A 26,243-nucleotide genomic window follows, 5' to 3' on the forward strand; every position below is an offset into this window, starting at 1 on the left:
TGTCGCCAGCAGGTGTTGGCGAAAACACCGCTGGCGCGGGAGGGGGGACTTGAGCCCATCTGGCAGGCGGTGCAGTTACTGATGGGGAACAGTTATATGACGGGGGCCAGCATCAAGGTAGATGGCGGGCGTGCGCTGGCCACCCTCTGATAGGTTGCCGAGCACCAGCGGCCCCAGCCCGACCTGCCGGGTCAGCAAGCCCTTGCCGGGTTTGAGCTTGCCCGACGGGGCAGGAAGCGTCACTTGCAGCGCCACCTTAGGGTCATGCACCTCGCCATGGCCATAGAGCTCGGCCAGCAGCTCCGCCAGATAGGAATCGACCTCTGCCGTGGCAAAGTCACCGCTCCTGTTGCTGGCCAGAATATCGATGTCGAGCGGCCGATCGTGCACCTTGCAGAGCGGATCGCGGCGATCCCGGCCGTGAGCCACCTCGAGGGCGACAAAGTGCTGCTTGAGGCGGGCGGTATCGAGCGGGCTCTCCACTACCAGCAGGCAGTTGAGAAAGTCGTGGCTGGAGTGCATTCCCACCGGCTTGGTGCGGATCACCGAACTCAGCCGCAGGGGGCCGACGTTCGCAAGCAGCTCGGCCAGCGCGCGGCTGACATGGATATGCGGGTCAATATTGGAACCAATGCTACACAGATAGAACATGCTCACCTTCCCGGGGTTGGGCTCATCTGAAATGTATACGCAGCTCACGGTTATCGGATTAACTATGGCTTAACATTGTCTTATCTATTGTGATCCGGCACTGATTGGCAGAAAGGAGGTTTGCATGAGTGTGGAGCTGAAATGGGCGCTGTTGACCGCCTCGGGCGCGCTGGCGATGATCATGATTATCTGTCTGGCCTCAGTCGCGTTGGCGTGAATCACCACAATCCAGATAATACAAACCGGCCTGTTGGCCGGTTTTGTTTTTTGGGGCGGTGCGGCTATGCTGGCGCACCGGTGAGAATGCAAGAGAAGAGATGATGACCAAGGTTCGCCCACGCTCCCTGCTGCAGGTGGTATTGATGGGATTTGTGCTGGTATTGATGCCGCTGGGCGGCATGATCTGGCACAACAGCACCTCCCTTGCCCACCTCAGTCAGCTCACCAGCGACGAGATGGAGCGGGCGGTCAAGGATACCCGCCGCGCCACCCTGCTGACGGCGCAAGCCATCGATATCGAACGCACCTTGCGCCGTTTCGCGGTGCTGGGGGATCGCCGCAGTCTCACCAGTTATCAGCAGCAACTCGATGGTTATCGGGTGTTGCTGGCGGAACACCGCAACTCCATCACCGACGGCCAGCTCTACAGCGGGCTCGATCAGGGGCTGGCCTGGCTCGACAGCCTGCAGGATGCCGCGTTGGCCCGGGCGGCGGCAGCGGGGGACAAGCTGGAGCAGTTCAACGATGCCAACAAGCAGCTCGAAATAGTCACCCGCAGCCGGGTTGACGAACACATGGATCGGGTGCAGCTCACCATTGCCGGACTGACCAGTGAGCTCTGGTGGGTGAGCGGAGCGGTGGCGGCGCTCAGCCTGCTGATGGTCTTTATCTTCACCTACCTCATCATCCACCCGGTACGACAGATTGAGTCGCGCATCTTGAGTCTGGGTGCCGGGGTCGAACCCGATCCCAAGCCGGTTGACGGCCCTGCCGAGCTGGTATTGCTGGGGGAGCGGATCGTCTGGCTGCACGACAAACTCAAGGAGCTGGAGCTGCAGAAATACCAGTTCCTGCGCCATGTATCCCACGAGCTCAAGACCCCGCTGGCGGTGCTGCGGGAAGGGACGGATCTGCTCTGCGAGCAGCTGGTCGGGCCTTTGACGCCGGATCAGCTGGAGATCTGCCAGATGCTCGATGAGAACAGTCGGCGCCTGCAGACCCTGATCGAGCGGCTGCTCGACTTCAACCGGCTCAGTCAGCAGGAGGCCTTCGAACTGGAGCCCGTCCCCCTGCTGCCGATGTTGTCGGAACTTTCTGCCGAGTACCGGCTGGCATTGGAGTCCAAGCAGATCCGTGTACACTTGCCGACCGTGCCGGTTACCCTGTGGGCGGAGCCCTACCGGCTACGACTGATCCTCGATAACCTCTTCTCCAACGCCGTCAGTTACGGCGCCAGCGGGGGCAATATCTGGATCAGGGCAGGGCAGGATGAACAGATAAGCTGGCTGGAAGTGGCCAACGAGGGGCCCAAGATCCCCGTGGCCGATCAGCAACGCATTTTTGAACCCTTCGAGCAGGGCAGCACTGTGCGGCAAGGTCTCTTGAAAGGCTCGGGCATGGGCCTCTCCATCGCCCGCGAGTCTGCCAACAGCCTGGGGGGGGAACTGGTTCTGGTAGAGGATGAACAGGCTGATGTCTGTTTCAGGTTGACGTTGAAATGAGGACTATGAAGATACAACGCGTATTACCAGCTCTGATGGCAGGGCTGCTCGCGGGTTGCTCCTTGCTGCCGCAACAGGCACAGCGGGAGTCCTCCGATATCGCTTTTGCCAAGCGGATGGAGTTTGCCAACAAGGAGATGCAGGTGCGTCTGCAATACTCCGACTGGCTGCTGGCCAGTCACCCCCAGCAACGGGTGCAGGAGCGTCAGCGTCTGAAAGGGGCTGACGATCTGGAGAGCCGGGTCAGTCTGGCCATGGTGGACTCCCACCCCGCCGAATCGGTGGCAAATCGCACCGCCGGTATGGCGCGCCTGAAGCAGATGCTGCCCGAGCTGGGTCTCGATGCGCAGGCCTTTTTGCGCAGCTGGATCGCCCTTGGCGAGCAGCTGCTGGCCCGCGACAGCCGTCGCGATGACCAGAGTCAGGAGATCCAGCGGCTGCGCCGCCAGATCGAGCAGCTGACCGCCATCGACGACCAGCTCAACCAGCGCAAGCTGAACGAGAATCGTGAGGTAATACCATGAGCCGGATCCTGTTGGTGGATGACGACGTCAGCTTGCTCAAACTGATGAGCATGCGGCTGCGCAGTCAGGGTTATGAAGTGGATACCGCCGACAGTGCGGAAGGGGCCCTCGACCGGTTGCGTCAGCAACGGGCCGATCTGGTGCTGAGCGATCTGCGGATGGCTGGCATGGACGGTCTGGCGCTGTTCGAGCGGATCCAAGCCCAGTGGCTGGGTTTGCCGGTGATCATCATGACCGCCCACGGCACCATCCCGGACGCCATTCAGGCGACCCGCTCCGGCGTATTCAGCTTTCTGACCAAACCCATCAACAAGGATGAGCTGTTCGCCACCATCGAACATGCGTTGAGTCTGACGCGGCCGAAACAGCAGCAGGAGTGGCAGTCGCTGATCCTGACCCGCAATCCCCAGCTGGAACAGCTGCTGATCCAAGCCCACAGCATTGCGACCATGGAGGTACCGGTGCTGATCATGGGGCCGTCAGGCTCCGGCAAGGGGGCGATGGCGCAGGCGCTGCATCAGGCCAGCCAGCGGCGCGACGAGCCGCTCCATACCATCAACTGTGCCGCCATTCCGTGGGCGTCACTCGACTTGCAGCTGTTTGGTGAAGATGGTCAGTCAGGGTTGTTCGAGCAGGCCAAGGGGGCGACCCTGTTTCTCGACGAGATTGGCAGCCTCTCCGAATCCCTGCAGGCCAAGCTGCTGCAGGTGATGGAGGAGTATGGTCAGGGCACGCCGGAGGTGCGGGTGCTCAGCTCCAGCCATCAGGATCTGGTCAAGGCGATGGAGGAGGGGCGCTTTCGGGAAGATCTCTTCTACCGTCTCAACGTTGCCAATATCACCTTGCCGTCTCTCAGTGCCCGCAGCGAGGATATCCCCCTGCTGGCCCGTCAGGCGCTCGACGATTACCGTAGCCGCCACAGTGACTGCGCCGCCATGGGATTCTCGCCCGAGTCGCTGGCGATGCTGGCGGCCGCTGCCTGGCCCGGCAACGTGCGCCAGCTCTGCAACGTGGTGGAGCAACTCGCCAGCCTTTGTTGCAGTCCGGTGATCGGGGTCTCCATGGTGGAGTCCGCCCTGAGCGGCGGTGGCGGCGGCATCCCCTCGTTCAACGAGGCGCGGGCCGAATTCGAGAAGGAGTATCTGATCCGTTTGCTGCGCACCACCGAGGGCAACGTGACCCTGGCGGCCAACATGGCGGGCAGAAACCGTACCGATTTTTACAAGTTATTGAATCGGCACGGTATCGAAGCTGCAAACTTCAAATCGAAGGGATAAATCAGGCGGGATCAACTACCGCCGGAGCGGCATCGGCTTTTTGAGTTTTATGGGAGAGCCAGAGGCCGCTCGCCTTCATCAGGTAACCGAACAAGGCGCCAATGATGAGGGAGGGCAGGATCAGCCGCCACTCGCCAGCCGCCCCGAAGGTGGCACAGCAACCGGCAAAGGTGCCGGGAATGTAGCCGAGCCACTGCTGCTTGGCCTGTACGCACATCAGGGTGGCGACCACCCCCGTCATCACATAACCCGCCACGCCCGCTCCCCACAGACTGTCGCCATGGATCAGCAGCAGTGCCCACAGCATGCCGCTGGTGTTGCAGAAGATGGTCTGCAGCAGCGCCTTGTAGCCACCGCTTGACGCGAAATAGCTGGTGCAGCCGAGAAAGCCGACCCAGGAGATAAGGCCGAACGCGACGGCAATCCAGCCCCAGACGGCGGAGAGAATTCCAGTGGTGATGGCGATGGCGATCAGTGGGCTCATGGGGCGACTCTTCAGTTGGCTTCGCAAAATGGGCAGCCTACCCCCGGCAATCGGGGCGGCAAGCGGGGGTGGAATTGTGTGTGATCTTCATCACCCTTTTCAACTCAGGAATACGCTTGCGCTCGCGAAAAAAATTCATTGGTGACCGGCCTGACAGTCGGCCATAGTTAGAGGCCCTGTCCTGCTCATGGAGTGAGTCTGATGGCGCCAAATGTGATCGTTCCCCTGCTGGTGTTCGTAGTCCTGTTTCTGGTCGGCACCATGGCCAAGGCACTGCCCCTGCACCACATGATGTAAATTTGTGTGAAATAAAAATCTGCCGGGGCGGGTCTTATCCATACTGCCTCACTCAGCCCCGGGAGTTTTTCATGTTGATCAAGCGTCGTACCGCCCACCCCCTCACCGAACAGGATGTCACCCCGGAAGCCGTCTATCAGGACCGCCGCCTTATTCTCAAAGGGCTGGGGCTGGGCGCGGCCACCCTGGCGTTTCCCACTCATGCCGGTGTACTCGATCTGCTGCGCGGCAAAGAGGATGCTCCCCAGTTAGCCACCAGGCCGCTCAACAGCAAGCCTGCCGAGCGCCCGGCCAATCTGGTGCTGACACCGGAAGAGAAGGCCACCAGTTACAACAACTTCTATGAGCTGGGCACCGACAAGTCCGACCCGGCTCGCAACGGCCATTACCTCAAGCCCGAACCCTGGACCCTCAAGGTGGAGGGGGAGGTGGCCAAGCCCTTTACCCTCGATGTGTGGGATCTCATCAACAAGAGCGAGCTGGAGGAGCGGATCTACCGGCTGCGCTGCGTCGAAGCCTGGTCCATGGTGCTGCCCTGGAACGGTATCTCGCTGGCGGAGATCATCCGCCGCGCCGAGCCCACCAGTCGCGCCAAGTTTGTCGCCTTCGAGACCCTGTTTGATCCGAAACAGCTGCCGGGACAGGCCTCCAGTCTGGGGGGCGGTATCGAGTATCCCTACGTGGAGGGGCTGCGTATCGACGAGGCGATGCACCCGCTCTCTTTCCTTGCGATGGGGCTCTATGGCAAGACCCTGCCCGCCCAGAATGGCGCGCCGATCCGTTTGGTGGTGCCGTGGAAGTACGGCTTCAAGAGCATCAAGAGCATCGTCTCGATCCGGCTGGTAGAGGAGATGCCGCCGACCACCTGGAACCTGCTGGCTCCCAACGAATATGGCTTCTACGCCAACGTCAATCCGCAGGTGGATCATCCGCGCTGGAGTCAGGCCAGCGAGCGCTTTATCGGCGAGGGCGGGGTGTTTGGCGCCAAGCGTCAGCCGACCCTGATGTTCAACGGCTATGGTGACGAAGTCGCCTCGCTCTATCAGGGGATGGATCTGCGCCAATGGTACTGAGATTGAAACCGGCCCATATCAGCGGCTTGCGGGCGCTGGTGCATCTGGGCTCCTTGGGTTTCCTGCTCTGGCTGGTTTTTGCCATTCCGGCTGGTCTGCTGGGGGGGGATCCGGTGCCCGAGCTTATCCACTACCTTGGCAAGGGGGCGCTCAATCTGCTGCTGCTCACCCTGCTGGTCTCGCCGCTGGCCAAGCGCTGGCGGCAGGGGCAGCTCATCAAGCTGCGCCGCCCCCTCGGGCTCTGGTGTTTTGCCTGGGCGCTGCTCCACTTTATGGCGTGGCTGGGGCTGGATCTGCAGTTTGACTGGGGTCTGATTGGCGGCGAGCTGGTCAAGCGCAGTTATATCGTGGTGGGGATGGTGGCCCTGTTGCTGCTGGCCGCCCTCAGCATCACCTCGCTGCCCGCATTGCAGCGCCGCATGGGTGCCGCATGGCAGAAGCTGCACAACTGGGTCTATGCCCTCGCCCTGCTGGTGCCGGTGCATTACTGGTGGTCGCTCAAGAGCGGTTGGGGGGAGCCCCTCATCTACCTGCTGCTGGCCTGCGCCCTGCTCTGGCCGAGGCGAGAGAAGCTGCTGCGTCCTTGGCGGGGACGCTGGAATGCAAAAGAGGCCTAATCGGCCTCTTGTTGTTTGATCTCGCCAGTGTAGGCATCGACGATGAGATGCACCTTCTGATCCTGGCGATTGAGGGTTTTGACCTCGAATTTGTCCCCTTCCAGCTCCACTTCCCGAATGTCGTGATACCCTTGCGCCAGCAGGAGTTTGACCAGCCCGGCCATGTCGAGACGGCTCTGGGCCGCCCAGCTTGTGGCACTCAACAGGCAAAGGATCAGCAGGAAACTGCGCGGGATCATATTCATTCCGGATTCATGGCTGGCAGACTATAAACGCCATTATGTTAGGTTTTTGGAGATGAATCATCCATGAATAGAGCGCTCCCTCTGCTTGGGTTATTGCTGCCGTTGCTGGCACAGGCGGTCACGCCTGATGAAGCCATGCTGCAGCAAGCTGTCCATGAGGGACGGGTTCGGCCCTTCCATGAAATGATGGAGGTGGCGGCCAGATTGCCGGTGCGGGTGTTGCGGGTGGATCTGGGGGAAGAGGATGGTATCTGGCTCTATGAACTGCGAGTCATCGATCGGGAAAACAGCGTGATCAAGGTAGCCTATCGGGCTGACAACCTTGAGCTGGTGTGGGCCAAGGGCCACCATCTGGAGCGGTTGTTCGAACCGCCAAAGCCCCCGGTCGAGGATGATGAATAACCCCTGTGTGGAAGCCTGTTCATGCGAATTCTGATTGTTGAAGACGAAAAAATTCTGGCTGGCCAGCTGGCTGAACAGCTGCGCCTCTCCGGCTTTGTCACCGACCTCTGCCACGACGGCAACGAGGCCGGTTTCCTCGGCGAGACCGAACCTTACGATGCCATCATTCTCGACCTCGGTCTGCCGGGGCGCGATGGCCTGAGCGTGCTGAAAGAGTGGCGCAGCAAGGGGATCGATACCCCGGTGCTGGTGCTGACCGCCCGTGGTCAGCTGCACGAGAAGATCGAAGGGCTCAACGCCGGTGCCGATGACTACCTGACCAAGCCGTTCCAGGTGGCAGAGCTGGTGGCGCGGGTCCATGCGCTGGTGCGCCGGGCGGCAGGCAACGCCAGCTCCATTCTGGAGATCGGCGGGGTGCGGCTCGACATGGCGGCATCGCAGGTGTGGTACGAAGGGACCCCTATCAAGCTGACCGCCCATGAGTTCCGGGTGCTGGGTTACCTGATGCAGCACCGGGGCAAGGTGGTATCGCGCAGCGAGCTGATCGACCACATCTATGCCCAGGATTTCGACCGCGATTCCAACACCGTCGAGGTGTTCATCGGCCGGATCCGCAAGAAAACCAACCCGGACCTGATTGAAACAGTGCGCGGCCTCGGGTACCGGATCAACGAATGAGGCTGGTCAGAACCCTGCGGGGGCGACTGCTCGCCATCGCGCTGGTGTGGTGCGGGCTGTTTCTGTTCGCTACCGGCTTCAGCCTGCAGACCATGATGCGCAACTACTGGCAGGAGGCGGAGGCCGACGGCTTGCGCCTGCAGCTCTATGATCTGCTCTCCCGGCTGGAAGTGGCCAAAACCGGCCTGCCGGTGGTCACCGGCTCCCTCTCCGATCCCCGCTTCAATCAGCCCTACTCCGGCTACTATTGGCAGCTGGAATTGGGCCGCGATGTGGTGGGGCGCTCCCGCTCCCTGTGGGATACCAACCTGAAGAGCGACGGCCTCAAGTCGGCGTTTGGCGATCCTGACCTCTTCGTCGGCAAGGGGCCCAACAAGGAGCCCCTGCTGATCATGACCCGCACCGTGCTGCTGCCCGGTTCGGATCGGGTCTTCACTCTGGTGATGGCCAAGGACAGCAGTGCCCTGACCCAGACCCTCAACAAGACTCGGATCAGCCTGTTCCTCGGTCTCGGCTTTGCTGCCGCCGGTCTGGTGCTCGGCTTCATGTTCCAGATAGTCTACGGCTTGCGGCCGCTGCACCTGCTGCGCCGCGAACTGGGGCGGGTTCACGAGGGTCATCAGGAGGGGTTCCGGCTGCGCTATCCGCTGGAGATCCAGCCGCTGGTGGAGGATATCAACCGGCTGCTGCACCACTACGGCGAGCTGCTGCAGCGGGCGCGCTCCCACACCGGCAATCTGGCTCACGCCCTCAAGACGCCGCTCAGCATCATGCGCAATCAGGTGGCTCAATTGCCGCCGGAGGACCAGGCCGCCATCGGCGAGCAGCTCGACCAGATCCAGCGCCATATCGACTACCACCTCGGCAAGGCGCGGGTGACCGGCGCCGCCAAGATCCTCGGGGTCTCGACCCCGGTGCGGGCGCGGGTGGAGTATATCTGCCGCGCCTTCTCCCGCCTCTATCCGGGCAAGACGGTGGATCTGCAGGTACCCGCCAATCTGGCGGTCGGGGTGGAGGAGCAGGACTTCGACGAGATGGTGGGCAATTTGCTGGAGAACGCCTTCAAGTGGTCTGCCAGCGAGCTGCGCATCTCCAGCGCCGAGCTGGGAGGCTGGATCACCCTGCGTATCGAGGATGACGGCCCCGGCATGAGCGAGGATCAGATCGCCAAGGCGGTACTGCGCGGGGTGCGGCTCGATGAGAAGGTGCCGGGCTCGGGCCTGGGTCTCAACATCGTCTCCGACCTGGCGGAAGCCTATCGTGGCAGTTTCATCATGGGCCGCGCCGAACTGGGCGGTCTGGCCGCCTCCCTCTCGTTGCCCAAGGTGGCAAGAGTCGAGAGCTAGGCATAACATATGGCATTTGTTTTAGCCTGAGGAAGAGAAGCATGACCGACGATCCGTGGGCACTGTGTCACCTTGACGATTCGTTTGATGCCTCTGTGCTGGGGGTCAAGGGCGCCCAGATCCAGTGGTTTGAAGACAGGGATGGCCTGATCGCGTTCCTTCTGGAAGATTTTGTCGACCTGCTGGCCGATGTGGGCGAGCTGGATGAAGAGCAGACCGAGCAGGCGCGCGAGCGCTTCACCCTGCTGGTGGAGCAGAGCTTCGACGATCGCACCCTGATGGATGCCATCAACGATCTCGCCTCCGGCCTGCGTCGCATCGCCTGGTTGGGACCGCTCTCGGAGCTGGCCGAGATCAGCGACGAGTTTGCCTCCGGCCTGCGCCGCTATTTCTGGAGCCAGTACGACGGGGACGAAGATGACCCGGACGCATGGGTGCCGGAAGAGCTGTGGCCGCAGCTGGTTGAGTGCGCGCAGGAGTATATGGAGGAAGGGGAGTTCTAAACCCGTCCCGACCATGCCTGAGCTTTGGCAGGCAGATAAAGAAACGGCGCCTTGATGGCGCCGTTTTTATTGGGTGGCAATCGCCTTAGCTGTTGGCCGGTACCGCGTGGGCGGTGTTGGCCAGTACCGGGCCTGTGTACTTCTCGATCTGCAGCTGGGCCATGTGGCCGCAGTTGCCCTGTGCCAGGCTGGACGAGCCCTCGTCGAAGGTGAGGCAGTTGACGTTGCCGTTCTTGCAGATGCTACCCGCTTCGCCCGGCTTGGCCGGGTCGTACCAGGCCCCTTCGCAGATCCGCACCACGCCTTGGCGCACATCCTCGGAGAGCAGGGCGCCCACCAAAATCTGGCCGCGTTCGTTGAAGGCGCGCACCAGATCCCCCTGGGCGATGCCACGAGCCTTGGCATCCAGCGGATGGATCATGATCGCCTCGCGGTCGGCGATGGCGAACTTGTCCCGCAGCGGGGTGTTGTCGAGCTGGGAGTGCAGCCGCTGGGTCGGGTGGGAGGTGTTGAGCGACAGCGGATAGCGCGCCGCCACCTCGCTCTTCACCCACTCCCTGGGCTCATACCACTTGGGATGGCCGGCACAGTCGGCATAATCCATCCCCGCCACCGTGTTGGAGAAGATCTCGATCTTGCCGGACGGGGTGCCGAGCGGGTTGAGCAGCGGATTCTCGCGAAAATCGGCGTGACGGATCCACTGGCGGTTGGCCTCGGGGATCGGGAAGCGGATGTAGTTGTTGGATTCCCAGAACATGTTGAACGGCGGCAGCGCCACGCGGGCACCACGGGCTTGCGCCGCCATGCCGTCGTACATCTGCTTGAGCCACAGCATCTCGTCCTTCCCTTCGGTGTACTGCTCCTGCACGCCCAGCTTGGCGGCGATGGCGCTGAAGATATCGAAGTCGTTGCGGGACTCGTGCTGGGGCGGCACGCACTGGTGCATCGGGAACACATAGCGCTGGGAGTAGTCGCCACCCATCTCCAGATCGTTGCGCTCGTAGCTGGTGGTGACCGGCAGCACGATATCGGCGTGCTTGGCAGTCGCCGTCCAGTAGGGCTCGTGCACGATCACGGTCTGCGGCTTACGCCACGCTTGCAGCAGGTTGTTGGTGTCCTGATGGTGGTGGAAGGGGTTGCCACCCGCCACGTAGACCAGCTTGATGTCCGGATAGGTCACTTTGCGGCCGTTGAAGTCGATGGTCTTGCCCGGGTTGGCGAGACAGTCGGCGATGCGCGCCACCGGGATTGGTGCCGGGCTGTTCTTTGGTGCGTTGCCGGCGGAGATACCCGCCAGAATGCCGCCCTTGGCGGTGGGGCTGCCACCGGAGGAGTAGTGGTAGCTGAAGCCGTAGCCGCCGCCCGGCAGGCCGATCTGGCCCAGCATGGAGGCCAGGGTGACCAGCATCCAGTTCGGCTGTTCGCCGTGCTGCTGACGCTGCATCCCCCAACCGGCCATGATCATGGTGCGCTTGGCGGCCATATCGAGGGCCAGCTGGCGAATAACCTTGGCATCGACGCCGCAGACAGTGCTCGCCCATTCGGCGCTCTTCGGCTGACCGTCATCCTTGCCGAGCAGATAGGCGAGGAACTTGTCGAAGCCGACGGTGTAGCGATCGAGGAAGGCCTGATCGTGCTTCTTCTCGGTGTAGAGGGTGTGAGCGACACCCAGCATCATGGCCACGTCGGTGTAGGCGTTCGGCGCAATCCACTCGGCGCCGACCAGCTTGGCGGTCTCGTTGTAGATGGGATCGATGCTAATGACGCGGGTGCCCTTCTCTTTCAGCGCCATGAAACCGGCCTGACCTTCGTGGTCCGGCATGTTCCAGCTGTTCTTCAGGGTGACCTGAGCGTTGACCCCCCACAGCACCACCAGTTCGGCGTTCTCGACCACGTTGGGCCAGGCGGTCTGCTGCTCGTACACCTCGATGGAGCCCATCACATGGGACATGATCACCTGAGCCGCACCGGTGGAGTAGTCACCGGCATAACCGGTGAAGCCACCGGAGAGGTTCATCAGGCGGTGCAGCAGGGTACGGCTGTTGTGGAACATGCCGACGCTTTTCCAGCCATAGGAACCGGCGTGGATCGCCTGCGGACCGAAGTCACTCTGCACGCGCTGGATTTCACCGGCCACCAGTTCGATCGCCTTGTCCCAGCTCACTCGCACCCACTCGTCGGCACCGCGCAGCTCGGGTTTGGCGCCCGGGCCATGCTCCAGCCAGCTTTTGCGTACCATGGGGTATTTGATGCGGTTCTTGGCGTGCACCTGGAACGGCGCCATGTCGATGAGATCGTTCGGCGCCGGATCATCGGACACCGGCTGGACGCGCACCATGCGGCCATCTTCGACGATCGCCTCGAAAGCACCCCAGTGGGCGCCAGTCAGAATGCCCTTCTGGGCGGGCACCAGAGTCGGGAACTGACTCAATGCGGTGCTGATGGCTTGCGCCAGCGCACTCTTGGGAAAAATGCCGCCGAGCAGGGGCAGGGCTGCGCAGGCGCCGAGCCCCTTGAGCAGGTTGCGGCGGGACAGATTGGTCTTCTTGTCATTGAAAAAAGTCATAACGGTTTTCCTCTGTGCCAGCCTTAGTGGGCCGCGCTCATGTCACTGGCGTGTTTCTGGACATACTGGGTCAACATGCGAGCCTGTTCCGGGGTCAGGGAGGTACGAGATTCCATCCCCTTGATGACGCCGATCCACTGGTTGGCATTGAAGTGATCCAGCGCGGTGAGGCCGTGGCAGCCGGTACAGTTGTTGGACATCAGGGTGGAGGCGTATTGCCACAGCTTGCCCTGATCGCCGATAAGCTGGCTTTGGTCGACCCAGGCGGTCAGCTTGACCTGATGCCAGGTGAGGTTGGTGGCGCTGTCGGTTTCGCTCTGTCCGGTGACCAGTGCTTTCTTGGCGGCATCGCCGACCAGTACGCTGAGGATCCGTTTGCCCGGTGCGGCGTAGAACACTTCGCTCACACCATCCTGTTGCCAGCCCTCGATCTGCACCTTGGCGCGGCCGTTTTCGTTGGCCAGCACTTCCACCTTGGTCGAAGGCATCAGGGTACCTTCGTCGGTCTTGGCGGCGGCATCGAGGAACAGCGGGGTGGTGGCGATGGCGTAGCGGGTGGTGACGTTGGCCGGAGTCTGGGCCGCAGCCTGCGCCAGCTCGCTGGCACCGGCGGCAGCCAGGCCGCTCATGTCAGGCATGATGTGGGCGACACCGCGGTGGCAGTCGATACAGGTCTGGCCCTCCTTGATGGCGACCGGGTGCTCGGCACGGGCATTGGGGCGCTGGGCCAGAATGTCCATCGCCTCGTAGCTGTGGCAGCTGCGGCAGGTGGCGGAGTCGTTGGCTTTCAGCTCGTCCCAGACGGACTGGGCCATCCGCAGCTTGTGGGCTTCATACTTTTCCGGGGTATCCAGCGTGCCGATCGCCTCGTGATAGATATCCTTCACGGCGCGGATCTTGGTCCACAGGTAGGAGGTGGGGTCGCCCGGGATGTGGCAGTCGGCGCACTCGGCGCGGATCCCCTTGGTGTTCTGGAAGTGGACACTGCCCTGATACTCGGCGAGCGGAGTCTGCATGGAGTGGCAGGAGACGCAGAATTCGGTGGAGCTGGTCTTGTGCAGCACGGTCACGGTGACACCCAGTGCCGCGACACCCAGCAGGGCCCCGAGCAGCAGGAGCCAGAACCAGGTTTTTCTTATCAGTTTTCCAATCATGGCGGCGTTTTCCTACGGTCAATAATTACCTACATAGTACTAGTCCAATAGTAGTAGTAATGATAGGGATAAGGCGTTGACCTCCATCATGGTTTATATTTTTGATTGTTGTCACATTTTGTCTTTTATTTTGTTATTGATATATTTGCTGAATTAGATTCAGTTGTTTTCTGTTTTATCTATTTGTGCACTTTCCGCGACAGCTGTTAGCCCCCTCGCAAAACCCCACAAGATTCGCTGATATAGTGAGCAGTGAGCCTCAACGGAGTGTCGCTGATGAGCCCTTTCTCACTGCTGTGTGTCGCCGCCAACGTGCAACTGCTGGCCGAATTCGAACAGGAGTTGGCTCCGCTGCTCGGCCATTTCGCGTTGGTGGTGGTGGTCGGTCAGGGGTCGGCGGAGCTGGCCTTGGACGAGCTGGATCGCAAGGGGCAGCCACCCGCCGTAGTGGTGTGTGACAGCGAGCTGGGGGATGGGAGAGGGGCCGATTTTCTGATCCGCCTCGGCAGCCGTCACGAGGCGTGCCGCAAGATCCTGCTGGGCAGCCAGCCGGAGATGAAATCGATCATCGAGGCAGTGAACCTCGGTCGTCTCGACTACTACCTGCAACGCCCCTGGCGCGATGGCAGCCTGCGCCGGGCGGTGATCGAGCAGGCCAGCCACTTTGTATTGCAGCGTCCCGATGCGGATCTGCTGAGCTATGCCGCCGTGCTCGACAACCAGAAGCTGCTGCGAGCCCATGTCGATCGCCAGTTGGCAGCCTATCGGCAGGGCTTTATGGATTATACCCACTGCAGCGATGAAGAGCTGTCGCGGGTGGTGATCGACGGCCTCTACCAGTTTTTCGAGGGCAATGACGAGGAGCGGGTCTGCCGCCACTACAGCCCGGGCCATGTGCTGACCCGCGAGGGGGAGCCCAACAGCTTCCTCTGGTTTATCGCCAAGGGGGAGGTGGTGCTGCGCAAGCGGGACGAGCAGGGGATCGATCAGGAGGTGGTGCACTACCGTACCGGCTCGCTGGTGGGGGGCATGTCCTTCGTCACCGGCGAACCCGCCTTCACCACCGGCGTGACCCTGACCGGTGCCGAGGTGATCAAGCTCGACAAGCTGCAATTCTCCCGGGTGATGCAGGCGCGCAGCGAACTGCTCCCCTCCTTTACCAACCTGCTGCTGCGCCACTTCAACCGCCGTCTGCAAAACAGCATCCGCACCGAGATGCGGCTGCAACAGACCCTCAACTCCCTCGATGCCGCTCACGCCCAGCTGGTGGAGAGCGAAAAGATGGCGATGCTGGGTCAACTGGTGGCCGGTGTCGCCCACGAGCTGAACAACCCGGTGGCGGCCATTATCCGTGGCAGCGAGACCTTGCGGGCCGCCATCCCCGATCTGGTCAATCTCGAGCTGCCAGCAACCATCAAGGGGCTGGGCAACCAGACCCTCTGTCAGGCGCTCTCCTCACAGCCGGTCTCGACCAGCGAGATCCGTGACAAGACCCGGCTGGCGGAGGGGCGCTTTGGCGATCGTCAGCAGGCGCGGCTGGCGGTGCAGATGAATCTGGATGACGAGCTGAACTGGCAGCGCTGGTTTGCCAGCCGCACTGCCGACGAGCGGGAGGCGCTGCTCGCCCGGCTGGAGCTGTTCCAGCAGACCGGCAGCTTCCTGCGCAATATCGAAGTGTGTGCCCGTCGCATCGGCGATCTGGTCAAGAGCCTCAAGCAGTATGCCCGGCAGGACAGGGACGAGCCCTCGCTGGTGGACCTGCACGAGGGGCTGGAAGATACCCTGATGATTTTCGAAAACCGCCTCAAGCATCATGAGCTCTGCAAGGAGTACCAGCCGCTGCCGCTGGTGCGCTGTCACCCCATCGCCCTGCAACAGGTGTGGACCAACCTGATCGCCAACAGTCTGGATGCCATGAGCGGCCCGGGGCGACTCACCATCCGTACCGGATTGCTGGATCCCGAGTGGGTCATGGTGGAGATCGAGGATAGCGGTTGCGGCATCGAGCCCGAGCTGTGGCAGCGGATCTTCGATCTCAACTTCACCACCAAGCGGGAGGGACATTTCGGCCTCGGTATTGGTCTGAGCGTTTCGCTGCAGATAGTTCAGCAGCACCACGGCCGGATCGAGGTGGCCTCCGAGCCGGGCCGTTACACCCGGATGCGGGTCTGTCTGCCGCTGGACGGCATGGGGCAGGTCGGTTACGGAGGCGAACTTCATCACAACAAGGAGCATGCGGCCTGAGCCGTCGCCAGCATCAATCGCGCGGCGTGCCAAACCATGTCGCCAAGGAGGAGCAATGAACAAACACTATCTGATCCTGTGTGTGGACGATGAGCGGGAGGTGCTGGATGCGGTGATCCACGATCTCGCCCCGTTCCGTTCCCACTTCGAGCTGGAGGCTGCCGAGAGTGTCGATGAGGCGCGAGCGGTGGTAGACGCGAGCGGTGGTAGAGGAGTGGGAGAGCGACGGCAACAAGCTGGCGCTGATCCTCTGTGACCACATCATGCCGGGAACCCTGGGGGTCGATTTTCTGGTGGAGCTGAACCGGCGAGCCTCCACCCGTGCCAGCCGCAAATTGCTGCTGACCGGACAAGCGGGGCTGGAGGCCACCGTCGAAGCGGTCAATCGCGGCGGGTTGCACTACTACCTCGCCAAGCCGTGGAAGCTGGAGACCCTGCAAGAGGCGGTGCGCGAACAGCTGACCGACTACCTGCTGGCGGAAGATGGCGAAAATGCCTTCCACTATGCGCCGCTGCTCAATCAGGCGCGGCTGTTTGCCGCCATCCACGATCACCCGTTCGACGAGTAGGGGCAGTTGGGCTTTCGCGGTGGCAGTTGTATACTGTCTGCATATACAGTATTGCAGGTAGCCACCGATGCGACTCTTTATCGCCGAGAAGCCCACGCTGGGCCGCGCCATTGCCGATGCCCTGCCCAAGCCCCACAAGAAGGGCGACGGTTTTATCGAAACAGCCCAGGGTGATGTGGTCACCTGGTGCATCGGCCATCTGCTGGAGCAGGCCGAGCCCGATGCCTATGACGCCGCCTTCAAGCAGTGGCGGATGGAGCATCTCCCCATCATCCCCGCCCAGTGGCAGCTGGTGGCCAAGCCCAAGACCAAAACCCAGCTCACCGTCATCAAGCGGCTGATCAAGCAGGCGGACTGCGTGGTCAACGCCGGTGACCCGGACCGGGAAGGGCAGTTGCTGGTGGATGAGGTGATCGACTTTCTCGGCTACCCGAAAACCAAGCCGGTGCAGCGCTGCCTCATCAGCGATCTCAACCCGCCCGCGGTGCGCCGCGCCCTCGACAAACTGAGGGATAACAAGGAGTTCGTGCCGCTGGCGGTTTCCGCACTGGCCCGCAGTCGGGCCGACTGGCTCTATGGCATCAACATGACCCGCGCCTACACCCTGCTCGGGCGCAAGGCCGGTTGCAGCGAGCTGCTCTCGGTTGGCCGGGTGCAGACCCCGCTGCTGGGGCTGGTGGTGCGGCGGGATCTCGAGATCGAGGCCTTCGTCCCCAAACCCTTCTACGAGGTGCTGGCCCATCTGCTGACCGATAGCAACGAGCGCTTCACCGCCAAGTGGCTGCCATCGGAAGCCTGCCTGCCGTGGCAGGACGAGGAGGGGCGGGTGCTCAATCGGGCGCTGGCCGACAAGGTGGTGAGCCGGATCAACGGCCAACCCGCACAGGTCGAATCGGTGGAGGAGCAGGCCCGCAAACAGGCGGCGCCGCTGCCCTACAACCTCTCCAGCCTGCAGATCGATGCCGCCAAGCGCTTCGGCATGGATGCCAAGCGAGTGCTCGACATCTGCCAGAGCCTCTACGAGCGCCACAAGCTCATCACCTATCCGCGCTCCGATAGCCGCTATCTGCCGACCGACCATTTCAAGCGGGCCGAGCAGGTGCGCGGCGCCATCGCCGCTACTGCGCCCGCGCTGGCCAAGGCAGTTGCCGAGGCGGACGGCAAGATCCGCAGTAAGGCGTGGAACGACAGCAAGGTGGATGCCCACCACGCCATCATCCCCACCGAGAAGCAGGGCAACCCCGCCACGCTGGGGGCCGACGAGGCGAAGCTCTATGGCCTGATTGCCCGCCAGTATCTGCTGCAGTTCTATCCCCCGTTCGAATACAACGACAGCAAGGTGCTGCTGCGCATCGCCGGTGGCCTGTTTCAGGCCAAGGCGCGGCGCATCCTTAAGGCAGGCTGGAAGGCACTGCTCGGGGTGGAGGAGGATGACGACGAAGAGAAGGCGGGCACGCTGCCTGCCCTGAAAGAGGGAGAGCAACTGCTGTGCGAGCGGGGCGAACTGCAGGAGAAAATGACCCAGCCGCCCAAGTCGTTCACCGATGCCACCCTGCTGGCGGCCATGACCGGCATCGCCCGCTATGTGCATGATCCCGAGATCCGCAAGACCCTGCGCGACACCGATGGTCTCGGCACAGAAGCGACCCGGGCGGGCATTATCGACCTGCTGTTCAAGCGCCGCTTTCTGGTGCGTCAGGGCAAGAGCATCAAGGCGACCCCGACCGGGCGCGCGCTGGTGCAGGCGCTGCCTGCTACTGCCACCACGCCGGATATGACGGCGCTGTGGGAGCAGAGCCTCGGCCAGATCGCCGAGCGCCACGGCAGCTACCAGCAGTTTATGGGGCCGCTCACCGAGCAGCTCAACGGCCTGATCGAGGGGGCGCGGCAGGACTCCGGCGCCAGCTTCAGCGCCCTGCCCAAGGAGGCGCCGGGTGCCGGCAAGCGGCGTTTTACCAAGCGTAAGAGTTCGGCGGCCAGCACGACTGGCGGGCCCCGACCGCGCAAGACGACCAGCAAGCGCCAGACCAGGGCTGCATAACGAAAAAAGGCGCCCATCCTGGGCGCCAAAGGCATTGTTGTCAGGCTGCCTGAGTGGACAAGCTGGCACGGATCCTGTGCTGGTAGTGCAGAACCACACCGAGAAACACCAAGTCCTTGAATAGGAAGAACTCGGTGACTGGCACGCCGTCAACCATCTTCCAGACACCTGTCAGAGTCAGCAGGAAGCTCAGCGTCGCCAGGAAGGTGACGATAGCCCCCATGCTGCACCAGTAACCGATGCGAGGTTGCCACAGACCCACGACCAGCCCGATGGCGATCACTATCTCGACCACCCCGATCAGGTTCGATACGCTCTGTTCCGACAGGGGGCCATAGAGCCAGCTCATCAAGGGGTGGCTGGCTACCAGTGGTTTGATGGCGGCTGCCTCTGTCGGGGTAAACTTGAAGACGCCGATCCAGAGCAGGGTCAATACCACGCCCGCCAGGGCGACCAGAAAGCCTTTGTCATGTTGCTGCATGGGGGCTCCTTGTTTAAGGGGTCAGAGTGACGGGCGGGAAGTCGATCTCGGTCGCCGCCAGGTGATTGCCATAGTTGGTCAGGGTATTGACCACCACCTGGCCGAGCACCTCCAGCAGCAGCTCGTCATCTACGCCTGCGGCACGGGCGCTAGCAAGCTGCTCGTCACTGATCACCCCGCGCTGGTTGACCAGTGCCGTTGCCAGTTGCAGCAGGGCGTGATCAAGGGGAGCCGAGGCCTGGCCGAGTCGGGCTGCCCGGATCTCCTGGGCCGAGAATCCGGCCTTGCCCGCCAGTAGTGTGTGGGCAGACAAACAGTATTGGCAGGCGTTGGCTTGACCTATGGCCAGTGCCAGCAACTCCCGTTGTGGGGCAGTGAGGCGCCCCTTGCCAAGCGCCTCGGCAAAGGCCAGGAAGCCATTGAGCAGGGCTGGCGAGTGGGCCAGTGTGGCGTAGAGGTTGGGCACCATACCCAGATTGCGGTGAAGGGTAGTCAGGGTCTGGGCGGCTGCGGGTTGCGGCTGGGATATTGGTTGGATACGGCTCATGATCTTCTCCTGTGGTAGTGAAGGTACGGGAGACAGTGTGCCGTCATTCGTGATACGGTTTATCACTCATCGTCTGCAAATAAATACTATTCGTCTCAAATATGGATCCGCTCTCTGCCCTGTTGGTTCATGCCTCCCCCGAAGCCAAGATCTTCTTCGCTGGCAACCTGTGCCAGAACTCCTCCAGTGATGATTATCCGAGTGGCGGACATCTTCATCTGCTGCGCAGTGGCGCCGTCATGTTGCGTGAAGAGGGGGGAGCAAGCTTGCTGCTCGAGGAGCCGACCCTGCTCCTGTTCCCTCGGGGACGTCCTCACAAGCTTGAACCCAGAACGCTGGGGGGTTGTGATTTGGTGTGCGCCAATGTCGCATTCGGCAAGGGGGGCGCATCGCCGTTGCAACTGGCATTACCGGGCTCGCTGGTGCTGCCGCTAAGGGAGTTGCCTGCCCTGACGCCGGTGCTGAGTCAGCTGTTTGACGAGGCGTTTCACCCCCGCTACGGGCAGGATCCGCTGATCTCCCGCTTGCTGGAGGTACTGTTGATCCTGCTGCTGCGTCATCTGGTCGAGCAAGGGGTGTGTCAGCAGGGGATGCTGGCAGGTATTTCCGATCCCCAGTTGGCCAAGGCGCTCTCGGTGATGCATCAGCGTGGGGATGAACCCTGGACGGTGGCCACGCTGGCGCGGGAGGCCGGCATGTCGCGGGCCCGCTTTGCCGCGAGGTTTCAGGAGCGGGTCGGTCAAGCGCCGCTTGGTTATCTGACCCACTGGCGCATGGCGCGCGCCTGCCAGCAACTGCTGGCGGGGGAGCCCATGGTGCAGGTGGCGCTGGGTGCGGGATACAGCAGCAGTGTTGCCTTTGGTCGGGCATTCGAGCGGGAGCTGGGGGTGAGCCCGGGGCGCTGGCTCAAGGCGCAGCAACAAGCCGAATAAAAAACGGGGCAGCCAGTGGCTGCCCCGTGTTCATGGCTGGTCAGCCAGTATAGACGTTCTCTTCCGGATAACGGATGCGGGTCTCGACCGGGCGGGCCAGCATAAAGGCCAGGGTCAGCGGGCCGAGACGGCCGCAGATCATCACCAGCACCAGGATCAGCTTGCCCGGCTCGCTCAGGGAGGCGGTGATGCCGGTGGAGAGGCCGACGGTGGCAAATGCCGAGATGGTCTCGAACATGATTTTGTCGAACGGCAGATCCTCGGTCACCATCAGCAGGAACATCGCCAGCATCAGCACCATGGTGCTGACGATGATGATGGCCAGCGATCGGGTCACGATCTGGGGCGACAGGGTGCGGCCAAAAGCGGTGACATGAGGTCGTTTGGTCAGAAACGCCTTGGTCGCCAGCAGCACAACCGCGAAAGTGGTGACTTTGATACCGCCACCGGTCGAGGTGGCACCGGCACCGATAAACATCAGCATCATCAGAAACAGCAGCGCCGCCGGGGTCATCAGCCCGATATCTATGGTATTGAAACCGGCGGTACGGGCACTGGCAGACTGGAAGAAGGCCGCCAGCAGCTGGCCACCGATACCGGCCTTGCCGAGGGTGCCCGGGTTGTTGTGTTCCAGCAGCCAGAACATCAAGGTACCGGCCAGCAGCAGCGCCGGGGTCATCAGCAACATCAGCTTGCTGTGCAGCTTCAGCTTGCGCCAGCGGCGGTTGCGCACCAGATCGACGATGACGGTAAAGCCGATCCCCCCCAGGATCAGCAGACCGGCGATGGTCAGGCTGATGATGGGGTCGTCCCTATAGTCGATGAGGTTGTTGGCAAACAGCGAAAACCCGGCGTTGTTGAAGGCTGATACCGCGTGGAAGAAGCTGACATAGAGGCCGTGCACCCAACCCATCTCGGGCACCCAGCGGATCGCCATGATGCCGGTACCGATCAGTTGGGCGATAAAGGCGAACAGCACGATCCGTTTGACCAGCTGAATGATGTTGACCGAGCCTTCCTGTCCCAGCGCCTCCTTGGCCAGTACCTGTTGGCGCAGACCGACCCGTTTGCTGAAGATTGCGATCAGCAGCAGGGTCATGGTCATCTGGCCCAGACCGCCGATCTCCATCAGCATCAGCAGGAAAATCTGCCCCTGCAGGGTGAAGGCGGTGCCGGTATCCACCACGCCAAGACCTGTCACGCTGATGGCCGAGGTGGCGGTAAACAGGGCGTTGACGAAGGTAACCTCGCCATTGTGGCTGGAGGGTTGCACCAGAAAGATGGTGCCAATCAGCAGAATGATCAGAAAGCTGCCGAGGATCAGCCGGGCTTCGCTCCAGCGAGAGTCCTGCTCCCGATGGAGGGCGAAGGCGTAGCTGCTGCGCCAGTTGATCATAGGGTTTCGAGCCAGTGGTCGATGGCGTGCTTGTTGCCCGCCAGGATCAGGATGTCGCCCAGTTGCAGCTCCATCTTGCCGGTCAGTACGTTGTGCAGCACATCACCACGCTTGATGGCGAGCAGCTGGAAATCGCTCTGTTGCAGCAGGTGGAAGTCGCCTAGTTCCCGGCCGTTCTGTTGCAGGCCAATCACGAACTCGGTCAGCACCATGTCGTGGCCCAGCTCCAGATAGTCGAACAGCCGGTTGTCCAGCATGCTCTGGGCGACCCGGCGGCCCATGTCCCACTCCGGGTTGATTACCTTGTCGGCGCCCACTTTCTGCAGGATCTTGGCGTGGAACTTGTCGCGCGCCTTGACCCACACCTTCTTCACGCCCGCCTCTTTCAAGACGAGGGTGGTGAGGATGCTGGTCTCCAGGTTGTCACCGATGGCAACGAAGACGATATCGAAATTGGCCAGTCCCAGCTCGGCCACAGTGGCCTCATCGGTGGCATCCGCCACGATAACGTGATTGCAGAGGGCGGCGATTTGCCGGGTCTTGCTCTCGTCGATATCGATGGCCAGTACTTCGGCATCTTGCCGTTGCAGCTCTTCGCACAGCGCGCTGCCAAACAGGCCCAGGCCGATGACGGCAAACTGGTTGTTCATGAGTTGTTCCTCAGCAGTTGAAGTCGCCTACTCTAAACCACTGCTATTCCCCCGAAAAGGGCTCGGGTTTTTCGTCATGGGGCAACTTGAGGTAGACTGCGCCCTTGCACCAAGCCGGGATAGACCGATGAAACTGAATGCCAACGCCTCTTTGTTGAAGCTCAACACCCTTGCCCTCGATGCGTACTGCCTCTGGCTGGCCGAGGTGGAGCAGGTTGCCGATCTGGCGACCCTGCGTGCCGATCCGCAGCTCAACCAGCTGCCGCGCCTCAATCTGGGCGGCGGCAGCAACATGCTCTTCACCACGGATTTTCTCGGTCTGGTGGTGCTCAACCGGCTCAAGGGGATTACCGCCGAAGATGGTGGCGATCACTGGTTGCTCCATGTGGCGGCCGGTGAAGATTGGCATCAGCTGGTGCGCCATACCTTGCAACAGGGCTGGTGCGGGCTGGAGAATCTGGCGCTCATTCCCGGCACGGTCGGTGCGGCGCCGGTACAGAACATCGGTGCGTATGGCGTTGAGCTGGCCGACTTCTGCGCCTATGTCGAGGCGTTCAACTGGCAGAGTGGCGAAATTGAACGGATCGCGGCGGCAGAGTGCCGCTTCGGTTATCGCGACAGTATCTTCAAACACGAGTATCAGGATTCCCACCTGATCACCGCCGTCGGGCTCAAACTGCCCAAGGCGTGGCAACCGGTGCAGGGCTATGGCCCACTGGCGGCGCTCGGTGACGCGCCTTCGGCACAGGCCATCTTCGATACCGTCTGTGCCACCCGCATGGCCAAACTGCCGGATCCTGCGGTGCTCGGCAATGCGGGCAGCTTCTTCAAGAATCCGGTGGTGCCTGCCGCGCTGGCGGAGAATCTCAAGGCGCGCTACCCGCAGATGCCCTGCTATCCGGCCGGAGAAGGGAAGGCCAAGCTGGCGGCGGGCTGGCTCATCGATCAGTGCGGTTTGAAAGGTTTCGCCATCGGCCGCGCCGCTGTTCATCAGGAGCAGGCGCTGGTGCTGGTCAATCTGGGGGGCGCCAGTGCCATGGAGCTGATCGCGCTGGCGGCTCATGTCCGCGACAGCGTGGAGCTGACGTTTGGCGTGCTGCTGGAGCATGAGGTGCGTTTTATGGGCGCGCACGGTGAAACCTGGCTCGACGAGGTGCTCTCATGACCCTTACTCCCATCAGACAGACTCTGATCACTCTGCTTAGCGACGGCCAGTTTCACTCCGGCGAACAGCTGGGTGAGCAGCTCGGCATCAGCCGGGCGGCGGTGAGCAAACACATGGCGGCGCTCAAGGAGCTGGGGCTGGATCTCTTTAGCCTGACCGGCAAGGGTTACCGGCTGGCGGTGCCGATGGCGCTCTATGATCAGGCTACCTTGCAGGCACTGGCCCCGATGGCACCGGTGCACTGTTTTCCGGTCATTGGCTCGACCAATCAACACCTGCTGGATCGGGTCAATGAGCTGCGCTCCGGCGAGAGCTGTCTGGCCGAGTGTCAGACAGCCGGGCGCGGTCGTCGTGGCAAACCCTGGATTTCGCCGTTCGGTTGCCAGCTGATCCTCAGCATGTACTGGCGACTTGAACAAGGCATGGCGGCGGCCATGGGGCTGAGTCTGGCGGTCGGCGTGGCAGTGGTTGAAGCGTTGGAGTCCCTTGGTTATCAGGGGGTCGAGCTCAAGTGGCCGAACGACCTCTACTATCAGGGCCGCAAACTGGCGGGGATACTGGTGGAGATGAGCGGTAGCGCCGGGGCCAGCTGTCATCTGGTGATTGGCATCGGTCTTAATCTGGCGATGCCTGCCCGCGAAGGTGAGAAGATCGATCAGGCCTGGGCCGAGCTGCGCCACATCAATCCCGAGCTGGTCGATCGCAATCAGTTGGCAGCCCGGATGATCGTCCATCTGCAGCGGGCGCTGCACACCTTTGAACAGCAGGGGCTGGCAAGCTTTGTCGATGAGTGGAACCGGCTCGATCACTTTGCCGGCCGTCCGGTGCGCCTGCTGATGGGAGATCTGGAGATCCGCGGCATCGCCCGTGGCATCGACGATCGCGGCGCCCTGCGACTGGAGACAGGTGAAGGGATCAAATTCTATCTGGGGGGCGAGCTCTCCCTGCGCCGGGGCGACTGAGGGTCAGCAAGGCTGCTCATGATGCCAAATAGAAGAGGGGGCCTGCGGGCCCCCTCTTCGTTATCCGGCAACTGCAGTCATCATTTGCGCAGTTTGATCTGCTCGATGGCGTGCTCATGGCCCTTGGTCATGATCAGGTTGGCTCGCTCACGCGTTGGCAGGATATTTTCTTGCAAATTCAGATAGTTGATCTCTTGCCAGATGTTGCTGGCGATCTGGGTCGCCTCACTCTCCGTCAACTTGGCGTAGTTATGGAAGTAGGAGTCGGGATCCGAGAAAGCACCGCTTCTGAACTTGAGGAACCGTTCGATATACCAGGTACGCAGCAGTTCGGCATCGGCATCCACATAGATGGAGAAGTCGACGAAGTCCGACACGAAGACCCGATGGGGCTCCTGAGGGTAATCCATGCCGCTTTGCAGCACATTGAGCCCTTCCAGGATCAGGATGTCCGGCTGCTCCACCACCTTCTTCTCATCGGGAATGATGTCGTAGATAAGGTGGGAGTAAACCGGCGCTTCGACCTTCTCGTGACCGGCGCGGATATTGGCGACAAACTCCACCAGATGGCGGATGTCGTAGGATTCCGGGAACCCCTTGCGGCGCATCAGGCCGCGCTCTTCCAGTACCTTGTTGGGATAGAGGAAGCCGTCGGTGGTGACCAGTTCCACCCGCGGGTGTTCCGGCCAGCGCTCCAGCAGGGCCTGCAGAATACGGGCCGTGGTGCTTTTGCCCCCCGCCACACTGCCGGCAATGCTGATGATATAGGTGCCCTTGCCACGGGACTGGCCGAGGAACTGCTCCAGCACCCGGCTGCGACGCTGTTTGGCTTTGACATAGAGATTGAGCAGGCGGGAGAGAGGCAGGTAGATCTCTTCCACTTCCCGCAATGACACCTTCTCGTTGATCCCGCGCAGGGTTTGCAGATCGTGTTCGGTCAGGGTCAGGGGGACCGAATCGCGCAATAACGCCCATTGTTCGCGGGTGAATTGCAGATAGGGGTTATGCTCTGTCGTCATGGTGTCATCACTGTTTCTTGGGCACGGCGACCATACACCAAGGGTGGGGGAGCGACAAGGGACGCAGCAGGATTGGCTTGTTTGCCCCCACTTTTTTGCAAACTTCCCAGCAATAAAGCATATTTTGCCGGGTTCAATGGTTGCATCCCCCAAAACCTTACAATAAAATGCGCGACGCTTGACTGTCTGTCGTCTATTTGCCGTGCAAAAGCGATAAACACAACGGGTGCAAGCAGAATTACCGTTGTGACAATCTGGCGTCTGGAGGGGTTCCCGAGCGGCCAAAGGGATCAGACTGTAAATCTGACGGCTCTGCCTTCGAAGGTTCGAATCCTTCTCCCTCCACCATATTTCTCTGCGGTTTGAGTTCTTTGGGTTAGAGAAATGCGGGCATCGTATAATGGCTATTACCTCAGCCTTCCAAGCTGATGATGCGGGTTCGATTCCCGCTGCCCGCTCCAAGATGCTGATATGGCTCAGGCGTTAGCAGAGCCGCACCCTAGGGTGAGTTCGGCAAGCGAACCAGCCATCAGCACCTCTCTCTTTCCCACCAGATTCAAATCCATCATATAAACTGTTCTGTGGTTAGCTTGCCACCGCGTACTCAGCGTTAGTTTAGAGGGACGATCATGTCTAAAGAAAAATTTGAGCGTAATAAACCGCACGTTAACGTGGGTACCATCGGCCACGTTGACCACG

General features: G+C 61.6%; 28 protein-coding genes and 2 tRNA genes. 19 read left to right on the plus strand and 11 right to left on the minus strand.

The annotated features are described in order from the left end of the window. Window positions 1-75: 75 nt before the first annotated feature. Window positions 76-651 carry a 2-amino-4-hydroxy-6-hydroxymethyldihydropteridine diphosphokinase gene (locus tag AACR14_RS12765; RefSeq protein ID WP_019446456.1) on the minus strand — a complete coding sequence of 192 codons (576 nt, stop codon included), beginning with the start codon at window positions 649-651 and terminating at the stop codon, window positions 76-78. A gap of 124 nt (window positions 652-775) precedes the next feature. Between AACR14_RS12765 and cydH the strand changes: the two genes are divergently transcribed. The 4 genes from cydH to AACR14_RS12785 all read left to right on the plus strand — a co-directional run bounded on the left by cydH (window position 776) and on the right by AACR14_RS12785 (window position 4,173). Further along, window positions 776-868 carry a cytochrome bd-I oxidase subunit CydH gene (cydH, locus tag AACR14_RS12770; RefSeq protein ID WP_005339800.1) on the plus strand — a complete coding sequence of 31 codons (93 nt, stop codon included), beginning with the start codon at window positions 776-778 and terminating at the stop codon, window positions 866-868. Between the two features lie 103 nt (window positions 869-971). Beyond that, complete coding sequence (locus AACR14_RS12775; RefSeq protein WP_005339801.1) at window positions 972-2,372, plus strand: sensor histidine kinase; 1,401 nt, start codon at window positions 972-974, stop codon at window positions 2,370-2,372. Continuing rightward, on the plus strand, window positions 2,369-2,896 hold the full coding sequence (locus AACR14_RS12780; protein ID WP_409013766.1) for a hypothetical protein: 528 nt from the start codon (window positions 2,369-2,371) through the stop codon (window positions 2,894-2,896). The genes AACR14_RS12775 and AACR14_RS12780 overlap by 4 nt, the downstream gene beginning before the upstream one ends. Next, window positions 2,893-4,173 carry a sigma 54-interacting transcriptional regulator gene (locus AACR14_RS12785; protein ID WP_019446459.1) on the plus strand — a complete coding sequence of 427 codons (1,281 nt, stop codon included), beginning with the start codon at window positions 2,893-2,895 and terminating at the stop codon, window positions 4,171-4,173. Before AACR14_RS12780 ends, AACR14_RS12785 begins: the two co-directional genes overlap by 4 nt. 1 nt (window position 4,174) lies before the next feature. On the opposite strand, the gene AACR14_RS12790 is transcribed toward AACR14_RS12785, so the two are convergent. After that, window positions 4,175-4,657, minus strand: coding sequence for a DUF1097 domain-containing protein (locus AACR14_RS12790; RefSeq protein WP_005339809.1), 483 nt, complete (start codon window positions 4,655-4,657; stop codon window positions 4,175-4,177). Between the two features lie 368 nt (window positions 4,658-5,025). Between AACR14_RS12790 and msrP the strand changes: the two genes are divergently transcribed. Together msrP and msrQ are read left to right on the plus strand one after the other, a co-directional pair. After that, complete coding sequence (gene msrP / locus AACR14_RS12795) at window positions 5,026-6,027, plus strand: protein-methionine-sulfoxide reductase catalytic subunit MsrP (protein ID WP_019446460.1); 1,002 nt, start codon at window positions 5,026-5,028, stop codon at window positions 6,025-6,027. Continuing rightward, window positions 6,018-6,644, plus strand: coding sequence for a protein-methionine-sulfoxide reductase heme-binding subunit MsrQ (gene msrQ, locus AACR14_RS12800; protein ID WP_019446461.1), 627 nt, complete (start codon window positions 6,018-6,020; stop codon window positions 6,642-6,644). Before msrP ends, msrQ begins: the two co-directional genes overlap by 10 nt. On the opposite strand, the gene AACR14_RS12805 is transcribed toward msrQ, so the two are convergent. Then, window positions 6,641-6,889: a PepSY domain-containing protein gene (locus AACR14_RS12805; protein ID WP_013724184.1), complete on the minus strand. Its 249-nt coding sequence runs from the start codon at window positions 6,887-6,889 to the stop codon at window positions 6,641-6,643. The genes msrQ and AACR14_RS12805 overlap by 4 nt on opposite strands. A gap of 63 nt (window positions 6,890-6,952) precedes the next feature. Between AACR14_RS12805 and AACR14_RS12810 the strand changes: the two genes are divergently transcribed. The 4 genes from AACR14_RS12810 to AACR14_RS12825 are packed head-to-tail and all read left to right on the plus strand — an operon-like array spanning window position 6,953 to window position 9,818. After that, window positions 6,953-7,291 (plus strand): PepSY domain-containing protein, encoded by a 339-nt coding sequence (locus AACR14_RS12810; protein WP_005339825.1) that lies wholly within the window; start codon window positions 6,953-6,955, stop codon window positions 7,289-7,291. A 21-nt stretch (window positions 7,292-7,312) separates the two neighbouring features. Further along, window positions 7,313-7,969 carry a response regulator transcription factor gene (locus AACR14_RS12815; protein WP_005339826.1) on the plus strand — a complete coding sequence of 219 codons (657 nt, stop codon included), beginning with the start codon at window positions 7,313-7,315 and terminating at the stop codon, window positions 7,967-7,969. After that, a complete protein-coding gene (locus tag AACR14_RS12820) occupies window positions 7,966-9,315 on the plus strand; it encodes a sensor histidine kinase (protein WP_019446462.1) in 1,350 nt (449 codons plus the stop codon). The genes AACR14_RS12815 and AACR14_RS12820 overlap by 4 nt, the downstream gene beginning before the upstream one ends. 41 nt (window positions 9,316-9,356) lie before the next feature. Then, window positions 9,357-9,818, plus strand: a complete 462-nt coding sequence (locus AACR14_RS12825; protein ID WP_005339830.1) for a hypothetical protein — start codon at window positions 9,357-9,359, stop codon at window positions 9,816-9,818. A gap of 85 nt (window positions 9,819-9,903) precedes the next feature. Here AACR14_RS12825 and torA read toward each other — a convergent pair whose 3' ends face one another. Together torA and AACR14_RS12835 are read right to left on the minus strand one after the other, a co-directional pair. Next, entirely contained in the window at window positions 9,904-12,384 is a 2,481-nt protein-coding gene (gene torA / locus AACR14_RS12830; RefSeq protein ID WP_019446463.1) for a trimethylamine-N-oxide reductase TorA, read from the minus strand. 23 nt (window positions 12,385-12,407) lie between these two features. Beyond that, on the minus strand, window positions 12,408-13,538 hold the full coding sequence (locus AACR14_RS12835; RefSeq protein WP_005339847.1) for a NapC/NirT family cytochrome c: 1,131 nt from the start codon (window positions 13,536-13,538) through the stop codon (window positions 12,408-12,410). Window positions 13,539-13,814: 276 nt separating this feature from the next. On the opposite strand from AACR14_RS12835, the gene AACR14_RS12840 reads away from it, so the two are divergent. The 4 genes from AACR14_RS12840 (at window position 13,815) to AACR14_RS12855 (ending at window position 18,392) form a co-directional block, all read left to right on the plus strand. Further along, window positions 13,815-15,782 carry an ATP-binding protein gene (locus tag AACR14_RS12840; protein ID WP_019446464.1) on the plus strand — a complete coding sequence of 656 codons (1,968 nt, stop codon included), beginning with the start codon at window positions 13,815-13,817 and terminating at the stop codon, window positions 15,780-15,782. A 55-nt stretch (window positions 15,783-15,837) separates the two neighbouring features. Then, window positions 15,838-16,038 (plus strand): hypothetical protein, encoded by a 201-nt coding sequence (locus AACR14_RS12845; protein ID WP_237714700.1) that lies wholly within the window; start codon window positions 15,838-15,840, stop codon window positions 16,036-16,038. Continuing rightward, entirely contained in the window at window positions 15,986-16,351 is a 366-nt protein-coding gene (locus AACR14_RS12850) for a response regulator (RefSeq protein ID WP_237714701.1), read from the plus strand. The genes AACR14_RS12845 and AACR14_RS12850 overlap by 53 nt, the downstream gene beginning before the upstream one ends. 67 nt (window positions 16,352-16,418) lie before the next feature. After that, window positions 16,419-18,392, plus strand: a complete 1,974-nt coding sequence (locus AACR14_RS12855; RefSeq protein WP_019446465.1) for a DNA topoisomerase III — start codon at window positions 16,419-16,421, stop codon at window positions 18,390-18,392. A 40-nt stretch (window positions 18,393-18,432) separates the two neighbouring features. Here the strand turns inward: AACR14_RS12855 and AACR14_RS12860 are convergent, their stop codons facing one another. Together AACR14_RS12860 and AACR14_RS12865 are read right to left on the minus strand one after the other, a co-directional pair. Further along, the gene (locus AACR14_RS12860) at window positions 18,433-18,873 is read right to left on the minus strand and encodes a DUF417 family protein (RefSeq protein WP_005357613.1); all 441 of its coding nucleotides are present in this window, start codon (window positions 18,871-18,873) and stop codon (window positions 18,433-18,435) included. Between the two features lie 13 nt (window positions 18,874-18,886). Then, entirely contained in the window at window positions 18,887-19,420 is a 534-nt protein-coding gene (locus AACR14_RS12865; protein ID WP_019446466.1) for a carboxymuconolactone decarboxylase family protein, read from the minus strand. 101 nt (window positions 19,421-19,521) lie between these two features. On the opposite strand from AACR14_RS12865, the gene AACR14_RS12870 reads away from it, so the two are divergent. Continuing rightward, the gene (locus AACR14_RS12870; RefSeq protein WP_019446467.1) at window positions 19,522-20,352 is read left to right on the plus strand and encodes a cupin domain-containing protein; all 831 of its coding nucleotides are present in this window, start codon (window positions 19,522-19,524) and stop codon (window positions 20,350-20,352) included. 40 nt (window positions 20,353-20,392) lie between these two features. On the opposite strand, the gene AACR14_RS12875 is transcribed toward AACR14_RS12870, so the two are convergent. Together AACR14_RS12875 and AACR14_RS12880 are read right to left on the minus strand one after the other, a co-directional pair. After that, the gene (locus AACR14_RS12875; protein ID WP_005341850.1) at window positions 20,393-21,748 is read right to left on the minus strand and encodes a TrkH family potassium uptake protein; all 1,356 of its coding nucleotides are present in this window, start codon (window positions 21,746-21,748) and stop codon (window positions 20,393-20,395) included. Further along, complete coding sequence (locus AACR14_RS12880; protein WP_005339863.1) at window positions 21,745-22,398, minus strand: potassium channel family protein; 654 nt, start codon at window positions 22,396-22,398, stop codon at window positions 21,745-21,747. The genes AACR14_RS12875 and AACR14_RS12880 overlap by 4 nt, the downstream gene beginning before the upstream one ends. A gap of 127 nt (window positions 22,399-22,525) precedes the next feature. Here AACR14_RS12880 and murB point away from each other — a divergent pair, with 127 nt between their 5' ends. Both murB and birA read left to right on the plus strand, forming a co-directional pair. Continuing rightward, complete coding sequence (murB, locus tag AACR14_RS12885; RefSeq protein WP_019446468.1) at window positions 22,526-23,563, plus strand: UDP-N-acetylmuramate dehydrogenase; 1,038 nt, start codon at window positions 22,526-22,528, stop codon at window positions 23,561-23,563. Further along, window positions 23,560-24,525, plus strand: a complete 966-nt coding sequence (birA, locus tag AACR14_RS12890) for a bifunctional biotin--[acetyl-CoA-carboxylase] ligase/biotin operon repressor BirA (protein WP_019446469.1) — start codon at window positions 23,560-23,562, stop codon at window positions 24,523-24,525. The genes murB and birA overlap by 4 nt, the downstream gene beginning before the upstream one ends. Window positions 24,526-24,605: 80 nt before the next feature. Here birA and coaA read toward each other — a convergent pair whose 3' ends face one another. Continuing rightward, window positions 24,606-25,544, minus strand: coding sequence for a type I pantothenate kinase (gene coaA / locus AACR14_RS12895; RefSeq protein WP_019446470.1), 939 nt, complete (start codon window positions 25,542-25,544; stop codon window positions 24,606-24,608). 263 nt (window positions 25,545-25,807) lie between these two features. On the opposite strand from coaA, the gene AACR14_RS12900 reads away from it, so the two are divergent. Both AACR14_RS12900 and AACR14_RS12905 read left to right on the plus strand, forming a co-directional pair. Then, window positions 25,808-25,892, plus strand: a tRNA-Tyr gene (locus AACR14_RS12900). A 38-nt stretch (window positions 25,893-25,930) separates the two neighbouring features. After that, window positions 25,931-26,005: transfer RNA gene (locus tag AACR14_RS12905), tRNA-Gly, on the plus strand. Between the two features lie 15 nt (window positions 26,006-26,020). On the opposite strand, the gene AACR14_RS16145 is transcribed toward AACR14_RS12905, so the two are convergent. After that, the coding region (locus AACR14_RS16145; RefSeq protein WP_041236089.1) for a hypothetical protein at window positions 26,021-26,243 on the minus strand (223 nt) is incomplete at its 5' end.

The organism is Aeromonas sp. 159 (assembly GCF_963862045.1).
Classification (GTDB): Bacteria; Pseudomonadota; Gammaproteobacteria; order Enterobacterales; family Aeromonadaceae; genus Aeromonas; species Aeromonas veronii.